This window comes from Paenibacillus etheri, from assembly GCF_001012825.1.
In the GTDB taxonomy this organism is placed as follows: Bacteria; Bacillota; Bacilli; order Paenibacillales; family Paenibacillaceae; genus Paenibacillus_AQ; species Paenibacillus_AQ etheri.
Window position 1 is genome coordinate 34,960 of the sequence record NZ_LCZJ02000029.1, and the last position, 24,392, is coordinate 59,351.

Annotated in this window: 17 protein-coding genes and 2 pseudogenes; 5 read left to right on the forward strand and 14 right to left on the reverse strand. The window is 40.8% G+C overall.

Annotated elements, in window-relative coordinates; all coding sequences use genetic code 11:
• Window positions 1–10: 10 nt before the first annotated feature.
• From UQ64_RS18350 to UQ64_RS18360, 3 genes are all read right to left on the reverse strand, one after another.
• Entirely contained in the window at window positions 11–1,615 is a 1,605-nt protein-coding gene (locus UQ64_RS18350) for an extracellular solute-binding protein (RefSeq protein WP_060624987.1), read from the reverse strand.
• Window positions 1,616–1,687: 72 nt separating this feature from the next.
• Complete coding sequence (locus UQ64_RS18355; protein ID WP_425339602.1) at window positions 1,688–2,542, reverse strand: carbohydrate ABC transporter permease; 855 nt, start codon at window positions 2,540–2,542, stop codon at window positions 1,688–1,690.
• 56 nt (window positions 2,543–2,598) lie between these two features.
• Complete coding sequence (locus tag UQ64_RS18360) at window positions 2,599–3,522, reverse strand: ABC transporter permease (RefSeq protein WP_082651191.1); 924 nt, start codon at window positions 3,520–3,522, stop codon at window positions 2,599–2,601.
• Between the two features lie 249 nt (window positions 3,523–3,771).
• On the opposite strand from UQ64_RS18360, the gene UQ64_RS18365 reads away from it, so the two are divergent.
• Window positions 3,772–6,018 carry an AraC family transcriptional regulator gene (locus tag UQ64_RS18365; RefSeq protein ID WP_060624990.1) on the forward strand — a complete coding sequence of 749 codons (2,247 nt, stop codon included), beginning with the start codon at window positions 3,772–3,774 and terminating at the stop codon, window positions 6,016–6,018.
• A gap of 127 nt (window positions 6,019–6,145) precedes the next feature.
• Window positions 6,146–7,140: pseudogene (locus tag UQ64_RS18370) on the forward strand (tRNA dihydrouridine synthase).
• Window positions 7,141–7,197: 57 nt separating this feature from the next.
• Here the strand turns inward: UQ64_RS18370 and UQ64_RS18375 are convergent.
• From UQ64_RS18375 to UQ64_RS18410, 8 genes and pseudogenes are all read right to left on the reverse strand, one after another.
• Window positions 7,198–7,560 (reverse strand): ATP-binding cassette domain-containing protein, encoded by a 363-nt coding sequence (locus UQ64_RS18375; RefSeq protein ID WP_060624991.1) that lies wholly within the window; start codon window positions 7,558–7,560, stop codon window positions 7,198–7,200.
• A gap of 67 nt (window positions 7,561–7,627) precedes the next feature.
• Window positions 7,628–7,972 carry a DUF2178 domain-containing protein gene (locus UQ64_RS18380; protein WP_425339599.1) on the reverse strand — a complete coding sequence of 115 codons (345 nt, stop codon included), beginning with the start codon at window positions 7,970–7,972 and terminating at the stop codon, window positions 7,628–7,630.
• The gene (locus UQ64_RS18385; RefSeq protein WP_060624992.1) at window positions 7,965–8,201 is read right to left on the reverse strand and encodes a helix-turn-helix transcriptional regulator; all 237 of its coding nucleotides are present in this window, start codon (window positions 8,199–8,201) and stop codon (window positions 7,965–7,967) included. Before UQ64_RS18385 ends, UQ64_RS18380 begins: the two co-directional genes overlap by 8 nt.
• Before the next feature lie 184 nt (window positions 8,202–8,385).
• Window positions 8,386–8,589, reverse strand: a pseudogene (locus UQ64_RS18390) (hypothetical protein); the annotation flags it as partial.
• A gap of 96 nt (window positions 8,590–8,685) precedes the next feature.
• Window positions 8,686–9,951, reverse strand: a complete 1,266-nt coding sequence (locus UQ64_RS18395) for an extracellular solute-binding protein (RefSeq protein ID WP_060624994.1) — start codon at window positions 9,949–9,951, stop codon at window positions 8,686–8,688.
• A gap of 38 nt (window positions 9,952–9,989) precedes the next feature.
• Window positions 9,990–11,546, reverse strand: coding sequence for a response regulator transcription factor (locus tag UQ64_RS18400; protein WP_060624995.1), 1,557 nt, complete (start codon window positions 11,544–11,546; stop codon window positions 9,990–9,992).
• Between the two features lie 19 nt (window positions 11,547–11,565).
• A complete protein-coding gene (locus UQ64_RS18405) occupies window positions 11,566–13,362 on the reverse strand; it encodes a cache domain-containing sensor histidine kinase (RefSeq protein WP_060624996.1) in 1,797 nt (598 codons plus the stop codon).
• 81 nt (window positions 13,363–13,443) lie between these two features.
• On the reverse strand, window positions 13,444–15,246 hold the full coding sequence (locus tag UQ64_RS18410; protein WP_060624997.1) for a glycoside hydrolase family 66 protein: 1,803 nt from the start codon (window positions 15,244–15,246) through the stop codon (window positions 13,444–13,446).
• A gap of 646 nt (window positions 15,247–15,892) precedes the next feature.
• Between UQ64_RS18410 and UQ64_RS18415 the strand changes: the two genes are divergently transcribed.
• Window positions 15,893–18,445, forward strand: a complete 2,553-nt coding sequence (locus tag UQ64_RS18415; RefSeq protein WP_060624998.1) for a glycoside hydrolase family 31 protein — start codon at window positions 15,893–15,895, stop codon at window positions 18,443–18,445.
• A gap of 601 nt (window positions 18,446–19,046) precedes the next feature.
• Here the strand turns inward: UQ64_RS18415 and UQ64_RS18420 are convergent.
• A complete protein-coding gene (locus UQ64_RS18420; protein WP_060624999.1) occupies window positions 19,047–20,036 on the reverse strand; it encodes a tRNA dihydrouridine synthase in 990 nt (329 codons plus the stop codon).
• Between the two features lie 569 nt (window positions 20,037–20,605).
• On the opposite strand from UQ64_RS18420, the gene UQ64_RS18425 reads away from it, so the two are divergent.
• Window positions 20,606–21,532, forward strand: coding sequence for a reverse transcriptase domain-containing protein (locus tag UQ64_RS18425; RefSeq protein ID WP_060625000.1), 927 nt, complete (start codon window positions 20,606–20,608; stop codon window positions 21,530–21,532).
• Window positions 21,533–21,932: 400 nt separating this feature from the next.
• Entirely contained in the window at window positions 21,933–22,397 is a 465-nt protein-coding gene (locus UQ64_RS18430; protein WP_209445835.1) for a hypothetical protein, read from the forward strand.
• A gap of 188 nt (window positions 22,398–22,585) precedes the next feature.
• On the opposite strand, the gene UQ64_RS18435 is transcribed toward UQ64_RS18430, so the two are convergent.
• Together UQ64_RS18435 and UQ64_RS18440 are read right to left on the reverse strand one after the other, a co-directional pair.
• Window positions 22,586–23,767, reverse strand: a complete 1,182-nt coding sequence (locus UQ64_RS18435; RefSeq protein WP_060625002.1) for an anti-sigma-I factor RsgI family protein — start codon at window positions 23,765–23,767, stop codon at window positions 22,586–22,588.
• Window positions 23,751–24,251, reverse strand: a complete 501-nt coding sequence (locus UQ64_RS18440) for a sigma-70 family RNA polymerase sigma factor (protein WP_060625003.1) — start codon at window positions 24,249–24,251, stop codon at window positions 23,751–23,753. The genes UQ64_RS18435 and UQ64_RS18440 overlap by 17 nt, the downstream gene beginning before the upstream one ends.
• Between the last annotated feature and the right edge of the window lie 141 nt (window positions 24,252–24,392).

Sequence of the window (24,392 nt, forward strand, 5' to 3'; positions counted from 1 at the left end):
CTAGACTAGCTTACTTAATGTTATTATCATCCAAATACTTTATCCACTGCTTCGTGTATTCCGCTTGAATTTTATCGAGACCAGCTTTTTTCGCCTTTTCCATAAATAACTTCAAGCCGGCTTCAACATCCTTAACCATACCATCATTCAAAGGATATAAGTATTGCTTTTCAACTTGTAGAAGGGCCGCCTTCTCTGCTTGATAAGACGTCCAATCCTCTCCGAAACCTTGGAAAATATTCGGTTTTGCTATCTTATCCATTTCATCGAACATGTCTAGTACAGCTTGATAGCTCTTATCAAACAACATGAACTCCGGATTTCTCCATGCCCATCCATTCATACCTTCTCTTGTGAATCCATTTGATTGGGCATCACCAAGCATTTTATAATATTTCCCATCTTCAATTTCAAAATTCTTGCCTTCAATACCGTATTGCGTCAGCCAATTGTAGCGTTTATCCGTGACCATTTTCTCATAGAAAGCAAGAGCTCTCTCTGGGTTTTTGCTGCTGCGCGGAACTGCAAAGCCATTATGAATCGGGTGAACGGGTGAAGAGAATCCCTTCATGTTCGGATACGGGGAATAGCCTAGCTCCCAATCCGGATGCAGTGATTTCACTTTGACAACAGCATCACCAAAGCGGTTTGGATTCTCACTTCCCAAAATTGCTGCGGCTTTACCGGCAGCAAATATATCACTACCACTATCTTTAATATTCAGCATATTTTTCATAAAGTACCCTTTTTCTTGCCAACTCCTGAACATTTTTAAATCTTCCAAATGCTGCGGAGAGCCCCAATAGCTGGTTACGTCTCTTGGAGTGTCATACATGATGCTAAGTCCATATGGAACTTTATCGTTGGTATTCACAGTTTTAGTAGTCATTTGACGGATGGAATCTACATGACTAACCTCAGTATCCGCCAGAGGTAGCATATCCGGTTCATTCTTGCGTATGCCATCCAAATACTGCTCTAGCGTTTCGAGTGATTCCGGCTTTGGCAAATTATACTTTTTACGCAAATCTTCCCGATAGGCAATACCATCATTTACATACTCCTTCCAGATAGCTGGAACGGTGTAAATTTTCTTGTCAACCTTGACTGCTTCCCAGAAATCCTGTGGTACATATGCTTGTAGCTTAGGCGCAGCCTTCGGTATGAGATCATCTAGCGGAAGGAACGCCCCTTTCATCGCATATGACTGGTAATTTGTCCATTCTGCCGTAAAGATCAGGTCAATCGGCTGCCCTGAGGACAACAGAAGCTTATACTTCTGATCCCAATCTGTCCAGGTTGTGAAGTTGAATTTGACGGTTGCATTCAAATCTTCTAATGCCATTTTGTTAACTTCATCCTGAATGAGCTTTAAATCCTTTGGGGCATCGCCCAACATATAGAACTGAAGCTCCACTTTCTTGGATGTGTCGATTCCAGTCGCTTCTTTTACAGTCTCTTCTTTTACAGCCTCTTCTTTTACAGTTGGAGCCTCCGTGCTGGTATTTGACGTAGTCTCCCCAGTTTTGGCATTACCACTGCAACCAGCAAACAAACTTGCAGTTAAGAATAAAGAAGTGCCGATCGTTAACAATTTCTTTTTTCCTTTTCTCATACTAACCCTCCCCTTAATTAAATGATCTATGTCAGCCGATCGCATACGAATTCCTTTCGTTTGCTTTCGGTACTAACCCTTCACCGCACCAATCGTTAATCCCTTCACAAAATATCGCTGCACAAACGGATATAAGAAAATAATGGGTCCAGTAACGACGATCGCCATTGCCATCTTGGTCGACTCTGTCGGAATGTCACGCCCTAGGGTTACACCAGTTCCAGTGGCCATTTGAGAAACGAACATCATGGTATTGATCGTGTTATACAAGTAGTATTGAAGCTGATACATGCTAACGTCATTAATGAACAAAGAAGACATGAACCAGTCGTTCCAGTACGTCAGAGCAAGGAACAGACCGACAGTCGCTATGCCAGGCATAGCAAGCTTCAGCACGATACTGTAGTAGATCCTAAAGTCGTTCGCGCCATCGATTTTGGCCGATTCGAATAATTCTTCCGGAATCGCAGATTTGATAAAGTTTTTCATTAAAATAATGAGAAAAGGTGTCATAAGACCAGGTAATATCAGTACGGCATAGGTGTCTGCCAGCCCAAAGTATGTAGTCAGCATGATGTACCAGGGCACAAGCCCCCCTCCAAACAGCGTGGTGAAATAAATGAAGAAGGACAATGGATTGCGATACTTGAAATCTTTCCTCTGCAGCACATAACCTGCCATTGTAATAAGAAACAATCCCACCAGCGTTCCAACCACAGTTACAAAAATCGTAACACTATAAGCCTTGATTAGCTGAGCTGGAAAGATAAACACCATTTCATAACCTTCCAGCGAGAACACTTTAGGAATCAAGTGAAAACCGTCGCGAATAATGGATTCATTGGCTGTCAATGAGCCTGAAATGATCAGAAGGAAAGGAAAGAGACAGAGCAAAGAAAAAATCGTAATGATCAGATAAGCCATCATGCGGAAAACTCTAGAACTTAGAATGTTGTCATCCAATGTAATCCCTCCTCCCTATTTTAGAACAATGCATAATCATCATTAATTTTCTTGATGATATAATTCACTGTCATAATCATCACAAATCCGAAGATAGACTGATACAAGCCAGCAGCAGTTGCCATACCAATATCAAAATTAACTTTCAAAGATCTATAAACGTAAGTATCGACAATATCCGTAACGTTGAAGAGCACTCCATTGTTCCCGACAAGCTGATAGAACAGATCGAATTGACCTTTCATAATGCTTCCGAGTGCAAATAAGAGCAGAATGATAAATGTTGACTTCAGCATAGGTATGGTAATATACCAAATTCGCTGAAAAATATTTGCACCATCAATTTTGGCAGCTTCGTAATACTCATCGCTGATTCCCATGATGGATGCAAGATAAATGACCATGGAATAACCCAAGTTTTTCCATATATAAAATGCTGTGATCAGAAATGGCCAGAGCCATGGTGTATTGTATATGTCTACTGGATCAAATCCTAACGATTTGAGTAACTGATTAACAAAACCGGAATCAGCATTAAACATGTTAAACGCTAAAACACTAATCAGAACAAACGAAACGAAGTAGGGTAGAAACATAATGGATTGTGATAATTTTTTAAATAACTTCCCTCGGACTTCACTTAATAGGATTGCTGCCCCTATAGATATCACGTTCCCTAATATGATAAACACCACGTTGTATCCAAGCGTATTGATTGTCAACTTCAACAGAATTCCAGATTGCGTTAAAAATTTAAAATTGTCTAATCCTACAAACGGACTTCCAAATAAACCACCTGCAAAATCATAACTTGTGAATGCATAATAGATGCCGACCATTGGAGCATAAGAATTTATTAAGAAAAAAAGCAGTGTCGGTGCTATCATCAAAAACATGATTCTATTCTTATTTAATTCATATAAAAAACCTTTCTTCTTAAACATGACTGACCTCCTCCTGAATAGAATTGCTCGTGAATCTTACTTCCGAATCATAGAAGAAGCGGATTCGATAATATACTGTACAATGACACATATTGCTGTAATCTCGGTACTTGTGAAGTATGAAATTTCTGTACTTTTGTGAATATTCACTACATTTAACCTAATTTCGGCTGCTGGATTTATAAATTTGATTGAAAGCACCAGACTGATGATTTATACTCAGACCAGCGATGAAAGGGGTTTCAACAAATGATAAAACTGTGGTCTAAAGAGCATAAAAAAGTTTACAGCCGAATACTCCTTGGCTCTATTGGATGTGTTGTTATTACCCTTTTGATAACTTCAACTATTCTTTATATGAACTTTACAAGCATCGCACTTAAACAAGTTTATCGTTCCGATTCAAATAGTCTAAATCAAATTAAAACAGAATTATCTACTATGACAGAGACTGTTACCTCACTGTCCTCCCAGATTTACTATGATTCTGCGGTATCTAAGTTGTTGTATTATGCGGACTTGAATATCTATGATGTCATTTTTGCACAGCAACAACTTGATAACTATCGCGCATCTTTACCATTCATTGAATCCATTTATGTATATAATGCGAAATCCAATCAGTTCTATATTAGTTCCAATAATTCACGAAGCGGAATTCAACCGAAGTCCGAACTGGATGATGATGGAATTCTAGACCTTTTTATGAAATTCAAAGAACATCGCCCCTTTCAACCGATTCCCAGAACCTATAACATCGGTTCGGTTCAGACCACTCCAGTATCAAGCTACACTTACTTATGTTATAGCGTCATTGATGATAATAAAGATTTAAATACAGCTGTTGTTGTCAATATCTCGGCATCATGGTTAGGCCTGCGAATGGATCAGTCGGGGAAAGAGATCTCGGAGAATAACACGTTTATCATTAATCAGGATGGAATATTATATTCCAGTAATGATAAGCAAGAGATGCTAACTGATATATCTGATAAAACCTATATACAGAAAATTATTCAGGATACTTCAGAATCTACATATTTTGTAGACACTGTGGATGGAGTTAAATCTTTAATAACGTTTACTACACCCGATTCATTAGGCTGGAAATATGTTCGGATTACCCCTTATAGCAATATCACTCAAGAAATAAATGAAATGAAGTATCGAATATTATTTATCTGTATTGGCATTCTTCTCTTAGGATTGTTGATTTCGTTAACTTTATCCCATAGCGTATATCGCCCGATTGACAAAGTCATACGCAAGTTCAAAACCCTGGAAACAGAAAGACGTAACCATCAACATATTCTCAAGCAGGATTTCCTTAGAAATACGATTTTAGGTAGAGAAACGAATAATGCTGAGGTGTTACAACAGAAATTACATTACTTCAATTCAGAGCTTATGGTTAATAGTAAATCACTGATTGTTTTGATAAGGATCGATCAATTCCCCACTGTCCTTGAGAAATACAAAGAAGATATAAAATTGCTCAAATATGCCATAATGAACATTTGTACAGAAATTTCCTCACCGATCTTTCAAGTCGAAGCCATTGATATGGGGGATGATAGTCTTTTACTTTTGCTAAACTTTCATGATCCGCTTTATATAACGGAACGGGATTCGCTGATTGAAATGGCAGAGCTTATGCAGTTGTCAATCACCAAACATTTAAAATTATCCATCACGATTACCTTTAGTCCTGTGAAGGAATCAATCGAGCAATGCATCTTAGTCTACAACCAAGTACTTGAGGCTTCTTACCATCGATTATTCAAAGGATACGGCAGCATCCTCTTTTCGATTGACATTATGAACTTAAAAACCAAAGAATATATGTTTCCAGTTCACAAAGAAAAACAGTTTATTGAATCCTTGATGTCAGGAAATGCGGAAAAGGCACGGAGCATCTATATCGATATCGTAGGAGAAATATCAGAATATTCTTTTACCGTTGTTCAACTTGTCGTATCGCATTTAGCACTTACTGTTAATAACGTCTTGCGAACATTAAAAAAGAACAATGCGATTATAACATTACCCGAATTCGATACAACGTTCTTACTACCAAATCATGTTGAAACCATGGAAGAAATCAACACTCCATATTTCAAGATATTTGAAGAAATAAGTGAAAAACTCGAAGAGAAACGAAGTACAAAACAAGAAGATCTCATTAGAAAAGTACATCAAATTATTGAGCGAGATTATAGCAATTCCAACCTATGCATAAATTCAATTGCAGACGAGCTCTCGATGTCTCCAATATATTTGAGCCGGTTATATAAACAATTAACTACAAAAGCACTACCCGATAAAATTAGCGAAATGCGGTTGAATAAAGCCAAAGAGCTGCTGAAGACCTCTGAATGTACCATTGTTGATATCGCGGAAAAAACGGGATTTACTAGTAGTTCGTATTTTTATCGTTTATTTAAGAATAGTACTGGTATAACCCCGAGCGATTATAGAAAAAAGATAAATGTTTGAGATTAAAATCAGCACATACAATATCAATTCAGTATGCAAAAAAGAGGCCTCCTTTAATTCTGTGCATTAAACGAAAAGAAATGATACTATGTATGATGGGCAAAATGTTGCAGAAGAAGGAGATATTATGAGTAACGAACAAAATTTTTGGCTTGATTTACCGAAGCCGTTTTTTATATTAGCACCTATGGAAGATGTCACAGATGTTGTATTTCGTCACGTGGTTAGTGCAGCTGCAAAACCCGATGTGTTTTTCACGGAATTCGCAAGTACAGAAAACTACTGTCATCCTAAAGCAAAAGTAAAAGAAAGTGTACGTGGTCGATTAACATTCACAGAAGATGAGCAACCGATTGTCGCTCATATTTGGGGCAATAAACCGGAGTATTTTAAACAGATGAGCATGGATATGAAAAAACTTGGTTTTCGCGGTATCGATATCAACATGGGATGCCCAGTATCAAACGTCGCTTCCAATGGAAAAGGCGCTGGATTAATTCGACATCCTGAAGTGGCGCAGAAATTATTCAAGCAGTAAAAGCAGGTGGGTTGCCGGTTAGTGTCAAAACAAGATTGGGTTATAGTGAAATTGATGAGTGGCGCGATTGGTTAACACATATATTCAAACAAGATATTGCGAATCTCTCCATTCACCTTCGTACAAAAAAAGAGATGAGTAAAGTAGATGCTCACTGGGAACTCATCCCTGAAATAAAAAAATTACGCGATGAAATTGCTCCAAATACGTTGTTAACGATTAATGGAGATATTCCTGACCGCGCAACAGGTTTAAAATTAGTAGAACAATACAGCGTTGATGGCGTAATGATTGGGCGCGGTATTTTCACCAATCCATATGTTTTTGAAAAAGATTCTAAAGAACATAGCGTGGAGGATCTTCTCAATTTGCTATTCTTACACTTAGATCTTCACGAAAAATATTCTAAAGAACTCGAACCACGTCTATTTAATCCACTTCGGAGCTTCTTCAAAATCTATATTCGTGGATTTGATGCAATCGAACTAAAAAATCAATTAATGCAAGCCAATTCAACAGATGAGGTACGTCGTTTAGTACAACCTTTTTTAGATAAAGAATTAGAGTTAGGTGTATCAAAATAATCAAATAAACGGCCTCAGTCCTGAATATCAGCAGACTGAGGCAATTTTTATTATTTCTTATTTCCACTCCAGTTTTGGAGACACATCTTTTTGCAGTTCACACATTTCATCGATCATTGCACAAGCTTGATAATAGGTTGGTGCTTGCGGATCAAGCAGAATCGCTTGCAGCAATTTTGTTCTCGACTCTTCAAGAAACGCCTCAAGTAACAGCTTATGAATTGTACCTTGAATATGGATCGTTCCGAGAATGGCAGTTAGCAGTTCAACCGCCTGATTATTGTCTACAACTAATCCATCATAGATTTGAATCGTTTGCACTATGATCTTCATCAGAGTACTTTTTCCAGCACCATTTCTTCCAATCAGGCCAACAATTTCTCCTTGACTGAAATCGAAAGTGAGATCTTTTAAAACCACTAAGCCACTATATTTCTAGCAATTGAATTTACAAGCATTTCTCAGGTCCTCCTGTTTCGTTCTTTAGTTAAAAAAAGTCTTTTTTATATCGAACCGCTAGATAGATTGCTGATGCAAGGAATGCAATAGAATATTTAAATAAGAAGAAAATCTGCCACATATATTCTTTCGGGAAAATCACGTCGCATAAAATTACTACACATAACACTATAAGGGCACTATTTAAAGATATTTGCTTTGTTCTTTCATCAGCTTTACCCATTTTTTTGTGTAGTACGTATGTTAGAATAGCTCCGACAAAAACCAATACAAAACCGCTAACAATGAGAAGATTCCAATTTCCTTGTGATTGTTCAGCCCAAGACTTTAACGGGTTAAAAATAGCGTTAGAGATATCAGAAAAATTAATCACTATGATCACTTCCTTTCTCATAAGTAAAAATATCGTTTACATCAACATTAAAAAATTCGGCAATTCGAAAGGCTAACAGTAGTGTCGGAACATAATTTCCTTTTTCCATGACGAAGATGGTTTGTTTGGAAACCCCGACTTTCTCTGCTAATTCTTGCTGAGACATTCTGGCAAGTACGCGATATTCATAAACCTTATTTGATATCGAATCACCAAAATCTTTCTTCATAACCATCACCTCATGAATCAAATTATAAACTATTTTTTTACAAAGGTAAAGTATACTTATACAAATGAATTAAATAACTTTATTTTTGATTGGATTGCTTTGATTCAACAAGAGTCAGAATGCAGAAAGAACCTGACGAAATTCATGATTCCGTCAGGTTCACATATCGATCTGGTGTAATTTATGCTTCAATCTCCGAAGGAGAGAACCAATCCGCCATCGCATAAAGGTTCGCAATCAAATTCTCAGCGTAGTATACCTTCTGCAGTCCCTCTTCATAACTAACTGTCCACTGCCTGCCTTTAAGCAAGGAGACCGTTTTTCTTGGCTGCACTTGGTACCCAGCATATCTGCGGGAAATCTTACCCTGAGCCCGCTCGTCTGCATTCTCCACATGTGTTGTATGCGCTCTTTGATGATAGCTATCGTCCCCAATTCGTTCCTCTTCATGCACATTAAGATCCTGTGCGTTCAATAAGATATGTCAATCAGAATCTTCCAATAGTTTGTCTATTTCAGCCGCCGCACGATCTAATCCAACCTTAACGGGCAGTTCACCCATAAATATTTTATACAGGTACAAGGTATACACTTCATCGATTCTGCTCCAGTTTTTCACAGTCGGCCTCAGAAAGGTATCATCCATAGCTTCCACGTATGGGTAAAGGTAAAAATCCTTGTCTAGACTCAGCGCTTTAACCGCCTCCTTGTTAGTCGGGATTAAACCGGCTCGTGCCATGATCAGCTGAGCTTCCTTTCCTGTCATCCATTTCATAAAAGCCCACGCTTCCGCAGGATGTTTGCTGCCCTTCATAATGACTAAGTTTTCGCCGCCAATAATCGAAGACGGGCCATTCCCCTTTGGAAAGGGTACAGGTACGGTCTGCTGAAGTGCTTGTTTGATTTCCGAGTCTTTTAACAATCTGTAAAACCACGGCGCTTCGTCCGTTAAAATCATGTTTCCGTTCCGTACTTCCCTCCAGTTATCGCCGTTTAGGGTCACCGTAGAAAGATGAATCAGGTCTTCCTTATAAAGACCAACCAGTTTCTCTACCGCCCGGATGGTGGCTTTGCTGTTCAAAAATCCGGAAGCCCTGGTGGAATTCTCATCCATAAACGAGCCTCCAAGGCTGAAAAGGTACGGAAGTGTATCCCAAGCCTCCAATCCCCCCAAGCCAATTGTGAAGTGATACGTACAAGCAAGCTCCAGAACTTCATCCATGGTGCGTGGAGGTTCTGAATATCCCGCCCGCTCCAGAAGCTCCCGGTTAAAAATGGCCGACTTGGTATATAAATTAAGCGGCAGGGAGTAGTATCGATTCTTATAAAAACCAACGCTCATGTCCTTATGGTGAAACGCTTGCTGCAGAAGTTCGAATCCCGGGAACCCGTTTAATGGTTCAAGGAGCCCTTTATGTGAGAACTCTGGCACCCAAGAGATGTCCATTCGTACCACATCCGGACCACGATTGGAGGAGGCCCGTCCAATCAAATTGTACTTTAGTTCATTATTGTTGGCTAAGTTAATGTAATTGACCCGAATGCCCGGGTTCATGCGCTCAAAAGCCGGAATCAATTCTTGCACTAACAGCCGGGTTTCTGCATCGTTATAGGTATGCCAGAAGGTAATAACGGTTGTATCCTTTCCGTGGAGCGTTTGAACATTATTTGGATCCGAGATTACGGACGGACTCCCACACCCGGCCGTTAACACTAGAGTCAGTAAAAAGGATATCCACCGGATGACCACTAGGTAATTCTCCTTTCTTAATCGGTGTGCGGGAACTGTCATTTCATGCTTTCCCTATATTCTACTGGAGTAAGTCCTGTTATTTTTTTGAACACCTTGCTGAAATGTTTTACGTCTTTAAATCCCACGGCTCCGGCCACATCGTAAATCCGGCAGTCATTTTGCGTAAGCAACCGCTTCGCTTCCCTAATCCGCAGCTCGATCAGATAATCGATAAAGTTTCGTTCGGTTTGTTTTTTGAATAAATGGCTGAAATAACTTTTACTGAGATGAACGATATCCGCTACGCTTTGGAGCGTCAAGTTCTCGGTATAATGGGCTGTTATATATTCCAGCGCCTTCGTGATTAGCTGCCCGCTGTAACCGTTATCGGACAATTTAGGAATAAAAGACTTGCCCATCTCCTCCAGCTCACAAATCATGAATGATGCCAGTTGTTCCAATGTTTCTGTCTTGGAAAGCAGTTCATACCGTTCAGAGAGTAGGGCTCCTGCGTCTTCATGCGGCTGATAAGCGCCTGTAAGCAGGGTGTACGCCTCTAGCTGTACTTCTCCCGGGTTCAAGATCCCGCTCTTCCAGCGTTCAAGCGCAAAATTAACCGCGGATGAAGCCGGATCACCGTTATGAATCATCTCAAAGAAGGGAGCCCAATCATGATTTAGTTCTCTATCTGTTAACGTTTGAACAGGATTGGTTTCCGATCGGCTCCCTCGATACAAGCCGCCCAGCCCTTCAAAAAATCGTCTTTGGCAGGCCAAACTGCTCTCGGCATATCCCTTAAGAATTCGGCTCACTCCTTGCTCTTTGACGAAGCCGACCGACGTCGAAATTCCCCATTTCGCTTCGAGCTGCCGCTTCCAATGGCTGAGCTGTTGTTCAACCTCCCCTTCGAGATCCGGAAAGATGACAAACAGGCTGCTTTCGGACACCAGCAGTGCGCATCCTTCCCTTATCTGCAAATAAAACGCTTCCTGCAGTTCCTCAAGCAGCAGCTGCACATACAAATATCCGTAATTTTCTCTCCATTCCTCAGCGGCATCCAGCATAAGATAAACACAGGTATAGGAATCCTCCAGCCATGCCGGAGCCCAACCGGTAGACTCAGGAAAGGTCTGTTCTTGGACGATGTATCTTTTGATTTCCTGTTCGACACGCTTTCGGTCCAGATAGAGAGCCCCTTGTTGGTAATGATTCCATTCAGAATCCCTTCTCCTTTCTTCCTCCAGCATGGAAATACTACGGTGAAGGACGGCAAGAAGGTCTTCCCCCTTCAAGGTCAGCTTTAACAAATAATCGACGGCCCCCAGCTTAAGTCCTTCTTTTACGTATTCAAAGTCACTATAATTGCTGATGAGGATCACCTTTAGCCAAGGGCAAAGCGCCAGCGCTTGTTTCATCAGTTGAATGCCGTTCAGCAAAGGCATTTTGATATCTGTGATAAGAATATCGAAGGAAAGACTTTCTAAAGCAGACAATGCCTCCTCACCGTTAGCGTAATGGTCTTCAACCGTCATCCCTTCCTTTTCCCAATCGATAAACGCACTGATACCGTTGCGGATGACAGGCTCGTCGTCTACAATAAGAACTCTATACATGATATTCCCCCCTGATCTGCTAGTTCTCAGATGCCGATTCCACAAGTTTTTTTAACAAAATGCGTACTGCGGTTCCTTGGCCGGTTCTGCTTACGATAGACCATTCCCAATTTCGGGCATAATAAAGCCGCAATGAGTCATAGATATGGCGCAGACCGATGCCAACTTCTCCATTTTCAATAGCAGTCCCCGGGTCGTTCAATGCTTTTAGCTTTTCATCCCCAATGCCTAAACCATCATCTTCTACGAGAAATTCCAAGTCTCCTCTACACGTACGAATTCTTATCGAGATCCGGCCAGCCGTATTTTTGGGTACGATCCCATGAAATATGGCGTTTTCCACCAATGGCTGCAGCAGCATGCGGGGAATCATAAACTTCTCAGAACCCGGTTCAACGTCCAACTCCAGATCAAATGTTTTCTCGTAGCGAAGCTCCAAAATGATCAAGTACTTCCGGATGATATCCAGTTCCTCTTCCACCGGTATCATACTCCCGCTTTTGCCCATGTTAGCCTCGAGCAAATGGTTTAGCGCGTGCAAAACTTGAGATGCCCGGTCGTTCTGGCCAGAATCAATAAGCCACCGCAGTGTGCTGAGCGTATTATAAAGAAAGTGGGGATGAACCCGGTGCATGACAACCCGAAGTTCAGCATGATGCTTCTCGCTTTGTTCATCCTCCACCTGCTGCATTAAATTCCCGATTTTCTGCAGCATTTTATTAAACTGCTTGCTCAAAAAGCCGATTTCATCAGAGGTTCGAACGACCGCCCTTACGTTTAGGTCTCCTTGTTGAACGTGAAGCATACTTTGGGTAAGTTGTTTTACGGGTTTGGTCACCCATCCTGCTATGAAAAGCCCAATACCGATAGCAATCATGGAGAAAACTGCGGAAGACAACAATATCCAGGTCTGGAGATTTTCCAGCTGTCCGCTGATTTCTTCGACCGGAACAGTCCCTACAATCATCCAACCGTTGCTCAGCAGCTGCTTAACCCCGTAATAAGGCACCCCTTTCATGTCAAACTCAAATTCCACCGCGTCATCGCTCACAATCCTTTGATACAAGCCCTGATCCTTCACTTTCTGGTTAATCATTTCGAGGTTGGAATCGATCATGAGTCTCCCTTTGGAATCCACAACGAAAAACTTTCCCGTAACCCCGAGTTTCGGCTGCCGGATCGTATTCAGAATCGACTGCCCGTTCAACTGAACCTGCACCAGTCCGATATTACGCATGGTATTAAAGTCCTTCAGAACCCTTCCGACAGGCAAAACGAGGTCCGTATTGACACCGCCTCCGCTGAAATGGTCATACTGAAGGCCCTGCCAAACCAGCTCTCCATCTTTTCTTTTGACGTCTTTCACCCACTCCATATCTGAAAGACGTAACTGCTTAAGTCCAGAGCCGGAAAAGGTGCCGCTGCCCCACCCTCCACCCTCCTCTTTCAATAAATAAACGATTTTGACAAAGGAATTAGAATAGACATAGTTGTTCAGCAAAGTATTAATATATTGAAAATTCCTGTTTTCTTCGTACGAAGGACTGCTGTTTACTTGCAAAGCAGCGCGTTGAATGTTTGGATCGCTGGAAATAAAATCGGAGGTATCTACTCCTACGTTTAAAATAAAAGAGAGCGACTCCGCCGTTTGCTCGGCGATTTGAAGGGTGGACTCCCGTACGTTTTTCTTCAGGATGGAGTCGGCTACCCAATAGAAGGACCAGCTGGTAAAAATGATCGGGATTAAAATAACGAGCAGGAGGATCAGTATGATTTTAGTCGTGAAGCGATTTGATATTCTGAATTTTCGAAACATAGTACCTCCTATTTTGTTTCTTCCTAAGAGTGTACACGATGAAAGATGCAATACCAATGTCATTTGCAGGAAATGAGCCCTCTACTCCTTATACTCCACAACCGCCATGTCCCAATATTTCAGCTTGGGCAGCTCCCATTGCAATATGCCGTCCCGCTGCGAGAACGCTAAAGATTGCGGTGAACCCTTGTTATAATCAGGGGAAGCGAACCATACTTTGGCAACCGGTTTTTCCATTTTCACAGAAACCTTAACATTCAGCCTCTCTGTCTGCTCCGCCTGCTTTCCGTTGTCATCATTCCAATCCATAGTGGAAGCATCTGTGAAATTAATGAAATGAAAGATGTCTTTACCATCCTTCCGTTTCGTGAAGGACCACACTTTACCTTGCTCGGCTTGATCCGAAACGGCTAGTTCTCCCATTCCCTCGGCTTTCAGTATGGAATCTTCCGTGTGATCCCGCAGCAGATTCTGATAAGCTACCAGAAAATCGTAATAGTGGATCAGCTGTTCTTCCAAATCCGGAGACAGTCTTAGATTCTTATGAGGGAAATATTCTTTGGACAGCATGTTTTCTCCAAGCTCCAGATGAGATCCTCCGGAAGCGAAAATCACCGCATCCGTCAGCAGGATCCCCGGTGTATTGAACTCGCCCGGTGAATCAGAAAAATGATAATTCATATAAGCGGCCAATACCGTGTTTAGCTGGTTCCCGCTGTACTTTGAATTTTCCTCAATCACTTCTTTCAAATTCTGATAACCCGGGTGATTCCCCCACACCTCGGTATACAGAAACTTGACGGGAGCTTCACGGGCAATGAATTCCTGACCGTATTGGCCAACTGCGTTCATAACATAATCCACATCCAGCCTCTCTTTGGATTTATTCAGGAATGCAGGATAAGTCTCAGCCATGTTGATGCTTTTGCCGTCATAGGTCCAAAGTGCGCCCCTGTCTCCTAACTGGTCCACATGCCAACCATCAAAGGGTAGTGCCTCAAACGTCTTGAGTTCCTTGTCGATCAAGTAGTTCTGCCATTCCGTATTAGAGGGATCATACATATAAATATCGCTTGCCCATTCTTTCGGAAGAGGGTGTTTATCCTGATCCATATGGATTGGGTCCTTGAATAATCCCCACTCCTGCTTCACACCGTCTTTTTCCGCATCGGCATAAGCCCCGAACAGCAAGTTGTAGTTCATTGCCTTCATGTTGCGATTGTGAGACAGGTCGATATAGCCCTTTACCGTATCGAACGCTACAGAACGGTTAGCAATATCTTTCCATTCCCGCACAGGCTTGCCGTCTTCGAAGGGAATAGGCTCTTGATGCTTATATTGCCAGTCGTAGAACTGGATGCCATTGATATGGAACCGGTTTAAACGTTCGATAACTCGGGACATCTCGTCCTGATTCATCGCCGGAAAATCTGCCAAGTAACCGTAGCGGGGAAATTTTCCCCAGTCGGAGGAAACGTCCACAGCAATATTCATTTGATCGGCCGTTTTACCGTCTTGCTCATAGAACACTTCGGCTAAGTAGCCTCTTCCTTCTTCCCCAGGCGGTCTCCAGTTCCAAGTCAATTGATCGCCTTCCGCTTCCAGCCTTTCTTCCTTTATGATCCGGTCCATGTGCAAATAACGGATATGAAACGTTCCTCTGCGTACAGACTTCTTTAGCTTCAAATTAAGCTGAATATCCTCTCCAGGTTTATAAGCCGCCTTATCCGTAGACAGCTCCTCGAGCAGTGGACCTCTTTGAATATGGACATCCTTTCGAAAATCAGCAACGTTGTCAGCAGCATTCCCACAAGTCGGTATCATCAATATAACCCCGCTGAACGCAAGAGCCGCGACCAGCCGCATCATCCTGAAACTTCTCATTTCTCTCACTCCTATCCATAGTTTCTTAACATTATCCGAAAAACAGCTCTACAATCAAATGTCTCAAGTAACAATTATGATAAGCCATCTCACATTTTTCTTTTGCTAACACGTACATGTAATCGTTCCCAAACAATAAAGTGTTTTATATTTTCATAAAGGCATAATATATTACCCCCTCCAATTTTCACCTAAAATTTGGAAGGTCAAAGTTCAATTTTAACAAAAACATACAATAATACCAAAATTAGTCGGTTCAAGTGTCTTAATTTACGAAATTCAATAATAAAAAAGGTTGATCTTCACATCATGTACTTTTTAAAATGTCTAACCCGTAGCCCTATAGAACTATGTTTATCCATATATATACATATTTTTGGTAATGATTAACTTCAAATTTAATCCTCAAAAAAAAACTTGAACAAGCATAAATCCATGTCAGGACTAGTTTTGCTTTGATTGATCTACCTATATGAGAACCCTCTCTCTCCTGTTAATCAACTTGTTAAGGAAGCCCATAGGAGGTTTTCCCCATTGTTCATGCCGTTTTTACTTGCTAACTTTGTAGTAGGCACCGGAAATCGAAGTTTTTACTTTGAAAAGAGTATGCCTGCTTTCTAAACTAAATCGGAGTGGGAGAGAAATTATGATAAAGAAGTTAAAGGTTTTGAGCACGTCAAAAAAACTGGCACAAGCTGCTATGTGTCTAACTCTGCTGACAGGAACGGTCGCGGTCGCGCTTCCGGCCAACGTGGCTTTTGCTGCGATAACGCAGCCTGAAGCGGATACCCCGCTGGACAAACAGAATCTTAAGCCACTATCCGTACAATCGTTAGAAGCTTTGGAGAACGGAGTGAAGTTAAACCTGGGCGACTTCCAAGGCTATATCCGCCTATTCGATGAAGATATGGCGAAAGTCTCGGTAGTGAAAAACGGTGAAGAAGAATTTATCTCCCCAGGTATTGCTAAGAAGGATTGGGAAACACCTGAATTTAAGACCGAAGAAACGGATAAAGAATACACTCTATCTACTAATGAAATTACAGTGAAAATTAATAAAAGTCCGTTCGGTGTCAAATTTTTGGACAATCAGGGAAATGTTATAAACGAAGATGCAGCACAAGGTGTAGGCTATGAAGACGGGAAGCCATATGTATTCAAGAAAACCGATGCCAGTGAAAATTTCTATGGATTCGGTGAGCAATCAGGAGGGCTGAATAAACGCGGCAAAAGTCTTGGCATGTGGAATACGGACGCTTATTCCTATAATAAGGATACAAAATATCTGTATACGTCCATTCCATTCTTCATAGGTCTGAAAGATACAAAAGCATACGGTATTTTCTTCGACAACACGTATCGCTCCTATTATGAAATGGCCAGTGAAAAAGACGATTATTACTATTTCTACGCCAACGGCGGCACGCTTACTTATTACTTCATCAACGGTCCGGAGATCGGTGATGTGATCGATCAATATACTGAGCTTACAGGAAAATCGGAAACTCCTCCGATGTGGTCACTTGGATTCCATCAAAGTAAATGGGGATATACTCCTGAAGAACTGGTGGATGTGGCCAATAAATACCGTGAGAAACAAATACCGCTCGATACGATGCATTTTGACATCGACTACATGGATGGCTACCGCGTGTTCACTTGGAACGATCAATATAAACAAGCGCTTAAGACGCTGAAAGGCCAGGGATTCCACGCGGTTACAATCAATGACCCTGCTGTCAAGCAGGACGAAAACTACCGTATGTACCAAGAAGGAACCCAAAATAACTATTGGGCGAAAAATCCGGACGGTTCCACTTTCATTGGAGAAGTGTGGCCGGGTAAATCCGCTTTCCCGAACTTCCTGAAGAAGGATGTCCGCAACTGGTGGGCTGACAATCTGGGTACCCTTTATAACGAAGGAGTTGACGGTATCTGGAATGACATGAACGAACCTGCTGTTTTTGACGGTCCATTCCATACGATGCCGCTGGATACCGTGTTTGAAGGCGACAATGGAGAGAAGAAACTGCATACTGAATACCACAATCTTTATGGACATGATGAAGCGCAAGCAACTTATAACGGTGCTCTGAAAAATAAACCGAATACCCGTCCGTTCGTGTTAACCCGCGACATGTACGCTGGAACGCAGCGCTACGCGGCGCTCTGGACCGGGGACAACGTAAGTAACTGGGAGCATTTGCAAATGTCGATTCCGATGAATGCCAACGTCGGTTTGTCCGGGGTTCCGTTTGTCGGCAATGATATCGGCGGCTTTGCGAAATCGCCGGGCAATGTTCCGACGCCTGAACTGTTCGCAAGATGGATCGAGGTCGGTGCCTTCCTGCCATTTGCCCGAGACCACTATGACAATAGCGCAAAATCAGGACTCGGAAGCGGACAGGAGCCTTGGGAATTCGGCAAAGAGGTCGAAGATATCAGCCGCAAATACATTTCGATGCGCTACGAGCTGATGCCGTACTTGTACAATCAATTCAATAAATCAGCCAAAAACGGTCAACCGGTTCAGCAACCGCTTGTTTACCAGTTCCAGGATGATGCGAAAACCTACAACATTGAAGATCAGTACATGTTCGGTGATTCACTCATGCTTGCACCTGTTGTACAAGAAGGTCAAACGAGCCGTGAAGTGTACCTGCCGGCAGGCGAGACATGGGTGGATTACTGGACAGGAGAAGAGTTTGACGGTAATCAGACTATTTCAGTTAAAGCTGATCTTGGAACACTACCTATTTTCGTGAAAAATAATTCGATCATCCCTCGTCAGGAAGTAGAGCAGCACACGGATGAGAAGAAGCTGGAAAATCTGATTCTTGACACTTACCTGAACGGTAAAGCCAGCTACAGCTTCTACGAGGACGATGCTAAGACGTTGGATTACAAACAAGGCGAATATAATGTCACAGAATTCCATGTGGAGAAGAAAGGTAACCACATCGAGTTCAAGCAGGACAAAAAGACTCAAAAGTATGCATCCGATATTAAGTCCTACACGCTTAAACTGCATAATGCTAAAGAACCGAATAAAGTGCAAGCGGCTAATAACAAATATGCCAAAGCCGGCAGTGCAGAAGAATTGAACAAACAGGAAAGTGGTTACTATTTCGATTCGAGAGAGAAAGTTCTGTATGTAAAAACCCCTGTAAACGAAAACCACAAAGTGAAAATTCAATAATACGATTCACGGTCATTGCCAGATAATAAAAGTAAACGGGCAGGAGCATTCGGCTCCTACCCGTTTACTTTTGTATTACACAATGCCTCAGCATCTATTCGCCAAAAAAACCTCACCGCTGTTACAGGAGAAGGAGTTCTTCCCGAGAAAACAGTTGTAGTAACTTCGCATGATGAATGCGGGTGTTATCTAACACGATGACGATTTTGCCTGTCGGATACTGAGCCACAACCTTTTGAAGATAATTCAAAAAGGTCGCCTGAATAGACAAGCCGCTCTATCGTCATAGCACATAAGTATTTGGGGTCCATTATCTGTAATCGCAACGCTATGTTCATACTGAACGCATATTGGACTACCAACTGAGTTAAGCCGCCTACTAACATAAACAATACTTTTGAGCAAACTGTTACATCTCTGTTATTCTCTTAAAACCATCAATATAAAGGAAAGGCTTGTGGCTCTGGGTTTTCTCCCATTTCCATTCATCCGATCCTCAATCTTTTCATGTCTTTTTTCTATTTTCTACATGGATTTATTCTTACTATCGAACTAACCAGTTTTTACTCCAATTCTCTGTTGTTTCTCCAATCTTGGCAACTTAATTTCCACGTTCCTCCGCCCCATCATGCTCCTTGTTTCCAAATTCATTGAGCAACGTACGCACTTCACTTGTTGACTTTGTGTTCATTAAGCTATTTCTTAATTCACTTGCCCCTCGAAATCCACGGACATATATTTTAAAGAATCGAGTAAGAGGTCTGAACGAACGTGGTTCCAGTCCTGAATATTGATCATGGAGATCCAGATGCAGCCGTAGCAAATCAAGCAATTCCTCACTGCTGTGATCCTTAGGCTCCTTCTCAAAAGCAAACGGATTATGAAAAATACCGCGCCCAATCATAACACCATCCACACCGTATTGCTCAGCGAGCTTGAGGCCGGTCTGACGGTCAGGGATATCCCCGTTTATGGTCAGAAGTGTATCTGGTGCCACCTCATCACGAAGTTTCTTAATCTCTGGAATCAGTTCCCAATGAGCAGCTACTTTACTCATTTCTTCTCTTGTCCGCAGATGAATGGAAAGATTAACAATGTCTTGTTTCAAAATATGGGTTAACCAGTCGCGCCATTCGTCTAAGCTACTGAAACCGAGCCTTGTTTTTACACTTACGGGCAGTCCCCCGGCTTTTGCGGCCTGGATAATATCCGCTGCAGTTTCCGGACGGCAGATCAGGCCGCTCCCCTTCCCATTCTCTGCTACATTCGCTACAGGACAACCCATATTAATATCGATGCCTTTAAACCCTTCTTCCGCCATACCGATGCTCATTTGACGAAAGAATTCCGGCTTATCTCCCCAGATATGAGCTACAATGGGCTGTTCATCCTCTGTAAAAGTCAAACGCCCGCGCACAGCATGGTTCCCCTCCGGGTGACAATAACTCTCTGTATTCGCAAACTCCGTAAAAAACACATCCGGTCTGCCCGCTTCACTGACGACATGACGAAAAACAACATCCGTCACATCCTCCATGGGCGCCAGTATAAAAAAAGGCCGTGGTAAATCACGCCAAAAATGTTTTGTCATATCAAAAACCTCTCTATGGATACCGGGACATATCTTTATCCCGTAGAATAAAACTTACCTGTCTATGCCCTTACTTCTTCTTCGATTACAGCATGTTAAAGCAAAGTATATCATAACCCAGAGAGAAGCATACTCACCCAATAAATTCAAAAAAAAGAGGGGGGCGCCCCTTCCTTACTATTTCCTCCAATAGATCTCCGGTTACTTGTCCTTTCGCACTAACTGCGCTACCGATTCAACATGTGTGGAGTAGACAGTGACAACATATAAAAAGTGAAAAGGCGATCGGATATTTAATCTCTTAAGCATCGCCTTCCCGATAAAAGTGCTAAATGTGAAGGTATCGTGAAAAACGGCAACTTATTTTTATGACCTATATAATCAAGAATTTTATCTCTAAACGAGAGACAGGTATTCGGCAAACGACATACCTGAATAACATTGTCGAATAAGATCATCGCTTTATTAAGAAAAAGACGAATCCCATAATAGGCTGCTACACAAGCAAAACAAACACCAGTGCATATAACATTCTTATAGTTATCCATTGATCAATAAGGAGGGGAAAAATGGAGAGAACTAGACGATTTCAAATACCAAAGAAAGTATTCTGGGAGGCATTCAAACAATCAAAAAAAACCAAAGTCGTAGGCGTAGATGGTCAGACAATGCAATACTATAATCGGAATCGAATAAAATTTGTACATGAACAGTGGGATCAGTTGACATCCGGCAATTATATTCCTTCCCCTGTTCGCAGGGTCTATATACCAAAAAAAAAGGGTGGATGGAGGCCTATAGGCATTCCAACTGTGAAAGATTTTATTGTACAAACTGTCTTAAAGAATAAACTTTCCCCCAAATTGGAGGTTCTCTTTCATCCGAACTCTTATGGGTATAAGCAAAAATCACAGGCACGGGAAGACGCTATAGAAATGGCCGGAAAACGGTGTTTACGATATGATTGGGCTCTTGTACTGGATATTGAAAAATTTGGCGATAACATTGACCATCAATTACTTATGAGTATGTTAGAGAAACACATAAGGGATAAATGGGTATTGTTATACACACACCGAATGATGATAGCACCTGTCCAAAAGAAAACCGGGGCATTAATCAAGACAAAGAAGGGGCTCGCACAAGGTAACAAACTAAACTTTTTACTGAACAACTTTTATTTGCACTATATATTTGATGAGTGGATGCAAAAGAATCATCCTAAAATTCCTTTCGAACGTTACACTGATGATATAATTTGTCATTGCAAAAGTGAATCCATCGCGAAAGAGTTACTGTCCCAAATCCAAGAAAGATTCAGAAATCACAAACTTGTCACCCATCCACAAAAAACTAAAATTGTTTATTGCAAAGATGCTAACCGAAAAGGAAACTATTCAAACGTGTCTTTCGAATTCTTAGGGTCCACTTTTTGTTCCCGTAAAATTAAATCCAAATCTGGAAACTATATTGCTCGCTTTATTCCTAAGTTATGATTTGAGTTGGGAGTATCGATTAAGAGAGTTTTATCCGTTGGACGATGCTCTGAGTATATGGAGCAAAGAGCCCAACACAGACATCACAAGGGAATTGCGAAAAGCGTCAGATAAATCATAAATTAACCCTAATCTGACGCTATTGTTCCCCACGGCAGACGTCACGTTGAAGTATAGTTTATTATGACACATTGAGTGTGGCTAACTTGCATTTCTCTACTCTACATGGAAAGTCAAGTTCAGGACTTTTTATTTAAAGGGTCTTTTTAAAAGGATATATAGATCAATTTTAGGGAAAATCACATTGAATTGGAGGTGGTGAGGTGCAGAGACTTTTATTGATCCCAACTTTTCTATTTTGTTTGCAGGGATCACTCATTGCTCATGCAAAAAGTACATATTGTCCATCCAACTGCTTCATGGGCACCCACCAGCAATTTATTGGGATATATTCAAGGTGGCGGGCGGTAGAATGATCTTTGGATTCAAGAACAAAAATTTGAAAGTAAAAGAACTCCCTGCTTTGCAATCTCTTATTTTGACACCCGAAAATTTTGTTGATCTAAGTTTTACATGGCAGAGCGATAAGAATGTAATTGTTTCCAGGTCACCTGAAATAGAATGGTCAAATAAACCCTCCAAGAGGGCACTGCCGATTTTATTTAGAATTGATATTCAAAACAAAGGTCAAAAGCAAATAAGTTTCCCTCCTATCGGGTATGGTGATTTTAACCCTGAATTTCTGTATCTAAATCAAAAATTAACTTGGACACGATCGAATTGGGAAAAAATGGATCGAAAACGTAGATTATCAAGACTCAGTAAGTTTGGTACGCTCCAATGGAGTGAAAAGCATAATATTTAACCGTCGAGTGGGTCTTGGCGGTTTTTATTTTATTTGGGTAGGGTTACTCCAGATGAGCTGCAGATACCATTGCTGATCCATTTTGTTTTTTGTGTTACCAATATTTCAAGAAAATAAAAAAAGGCTATGCTTTTTGTTTTCAGAAAAACATAGCCCATACTTCTTCTCAAGGTAGGATTTTGCTTTAGTTAATTATCTTCATTCTGATCTTTTTTATCACTATTCTTATTTGCATCACTATTCTTATTTTCATCACTACTCTTATTTGCATCACTATTCTTATTTTCATCACTACTCTTATTTGCATCACTATTCTTATTTGCATGAGCTGCAGCATTACTTTTGGTTCCGCCCTGGTTTTTGTTTTCTACTTCATTTTTATCATTATCTTCATCATCATCTTTTTTAGATTTATTGGTCACACTGGCGGCATGATTATCATTGCTATCCTTGTCCTCATCGCTTATCTTATCTTCTTTTTCATTAGCTTTAGACGCATTATTTATTTTAGCTGCATTTGTATTATTTGCATTACTTGAGTCTGCGGCAGTGCCGGTGGTAGTGGTGCTAGCATTGGTATTATTGTCGGCTGTACTATTTGTTTGATCTTTATTTTTATCCTTATTATCAGCGTTATTTTTAAGCTTGTCTTTACTATCATTTATAGTTTTCATTATATCTTTGACACTTGCATCTTTATACTCATCTTCAGTAGCGGTTGGATCAACTTTTCGAAGCTTATTTATAAGATTAAGTTTTCCAGGGCTGATACCTAAAGCTCTCGCCTGGTCCCTGCGAGCAAGGGCAACATTATCTTTTAAAACAGTTGCTGTTTTGTCAGTTTCCTGTAAAGCCTGATTTACTCCGGTTTCAGCATCGTTTTCAAGTTTGGCTGCGGTATTTGAATTATCTGTTTCAGATGTAAGAGAAACAACAGATGAACCGTTATCAGCTATAAAACCATTATCAACGGCAGATGAAACCAGCATACTGATAGCTACAGTAACATTAGAACCTTTTATGTTTATTTTAGTCAATATCTTGTTGCCGTCGTCATTGATTCCTTCAACTTTTACAACTTTATCAAATGCGTTAACTCCTATTTCTACGCTGGGGTTAATGTCCAGGCTAAGGTATGAGACCGGTGTTTGATAATAGGCGTATGCCGCACCGCTTCCACCAACTATTAAGGCTGCCATGCAAGCAGCTGCTACTAACTTTTTCTTCATAAACAATGTCCTCCAATTATTGAATTTTATGTTTTTAGTATTCTTATTAATTAATGCGTCTTTTAGAAATACTTCAGTTCTGCTTATTAAGGCGTCTTCGGCTTTAATTTGATTTAAAACAGATTTAAAGCGTGTAATCATGTTCTTTACCTCCTAACTTTTGTTTAATAAGTTCCCTTGCTCTGTGTAAGTGAGAATAAATGGTATTTGCTTTTTTATTTAGTAACTGAGCCATTTCAGGTACGGTATACTCCTCGTAGTAAAATAGATAGATAACATCCTTGTACTTGTCCGGAAGTGATAAAACGACCAGCAAGAGTTCATTATCTGTTTGATCTTCAAATGGCAATTCTACACTTTCAATTGAAACAATTTTCTTTCGCCAAAAGCTTTTTAATATGTCCTTACATTTATTGATTGTAACTCTTATTAGCCATGCTTTTTCATGTTCAGCACTTTCAAAGCGGGAGTTATTTTGTAACAACTTTAGGAATACTTCTTGAAAAACATCATCCACATCTGCACTATTATGTAGATATAGAAAGCATATTCGACGTACAAGGTCAGAATATTTGGAGAGTATAGCTGAAATATTATCGTTGATATCAATCGGTAATTGGGCCATTTCTTCTCCTTTCTATACTTGATACGATTGACCAATAAGAATCCTTGCAAATTTTTTTGTTTTTTATTTGAAAAAAATACCTTTAGTGAATTGCACACAAAAAGGACATTGACATTTAATATTACCTCCATTTCATTTTTC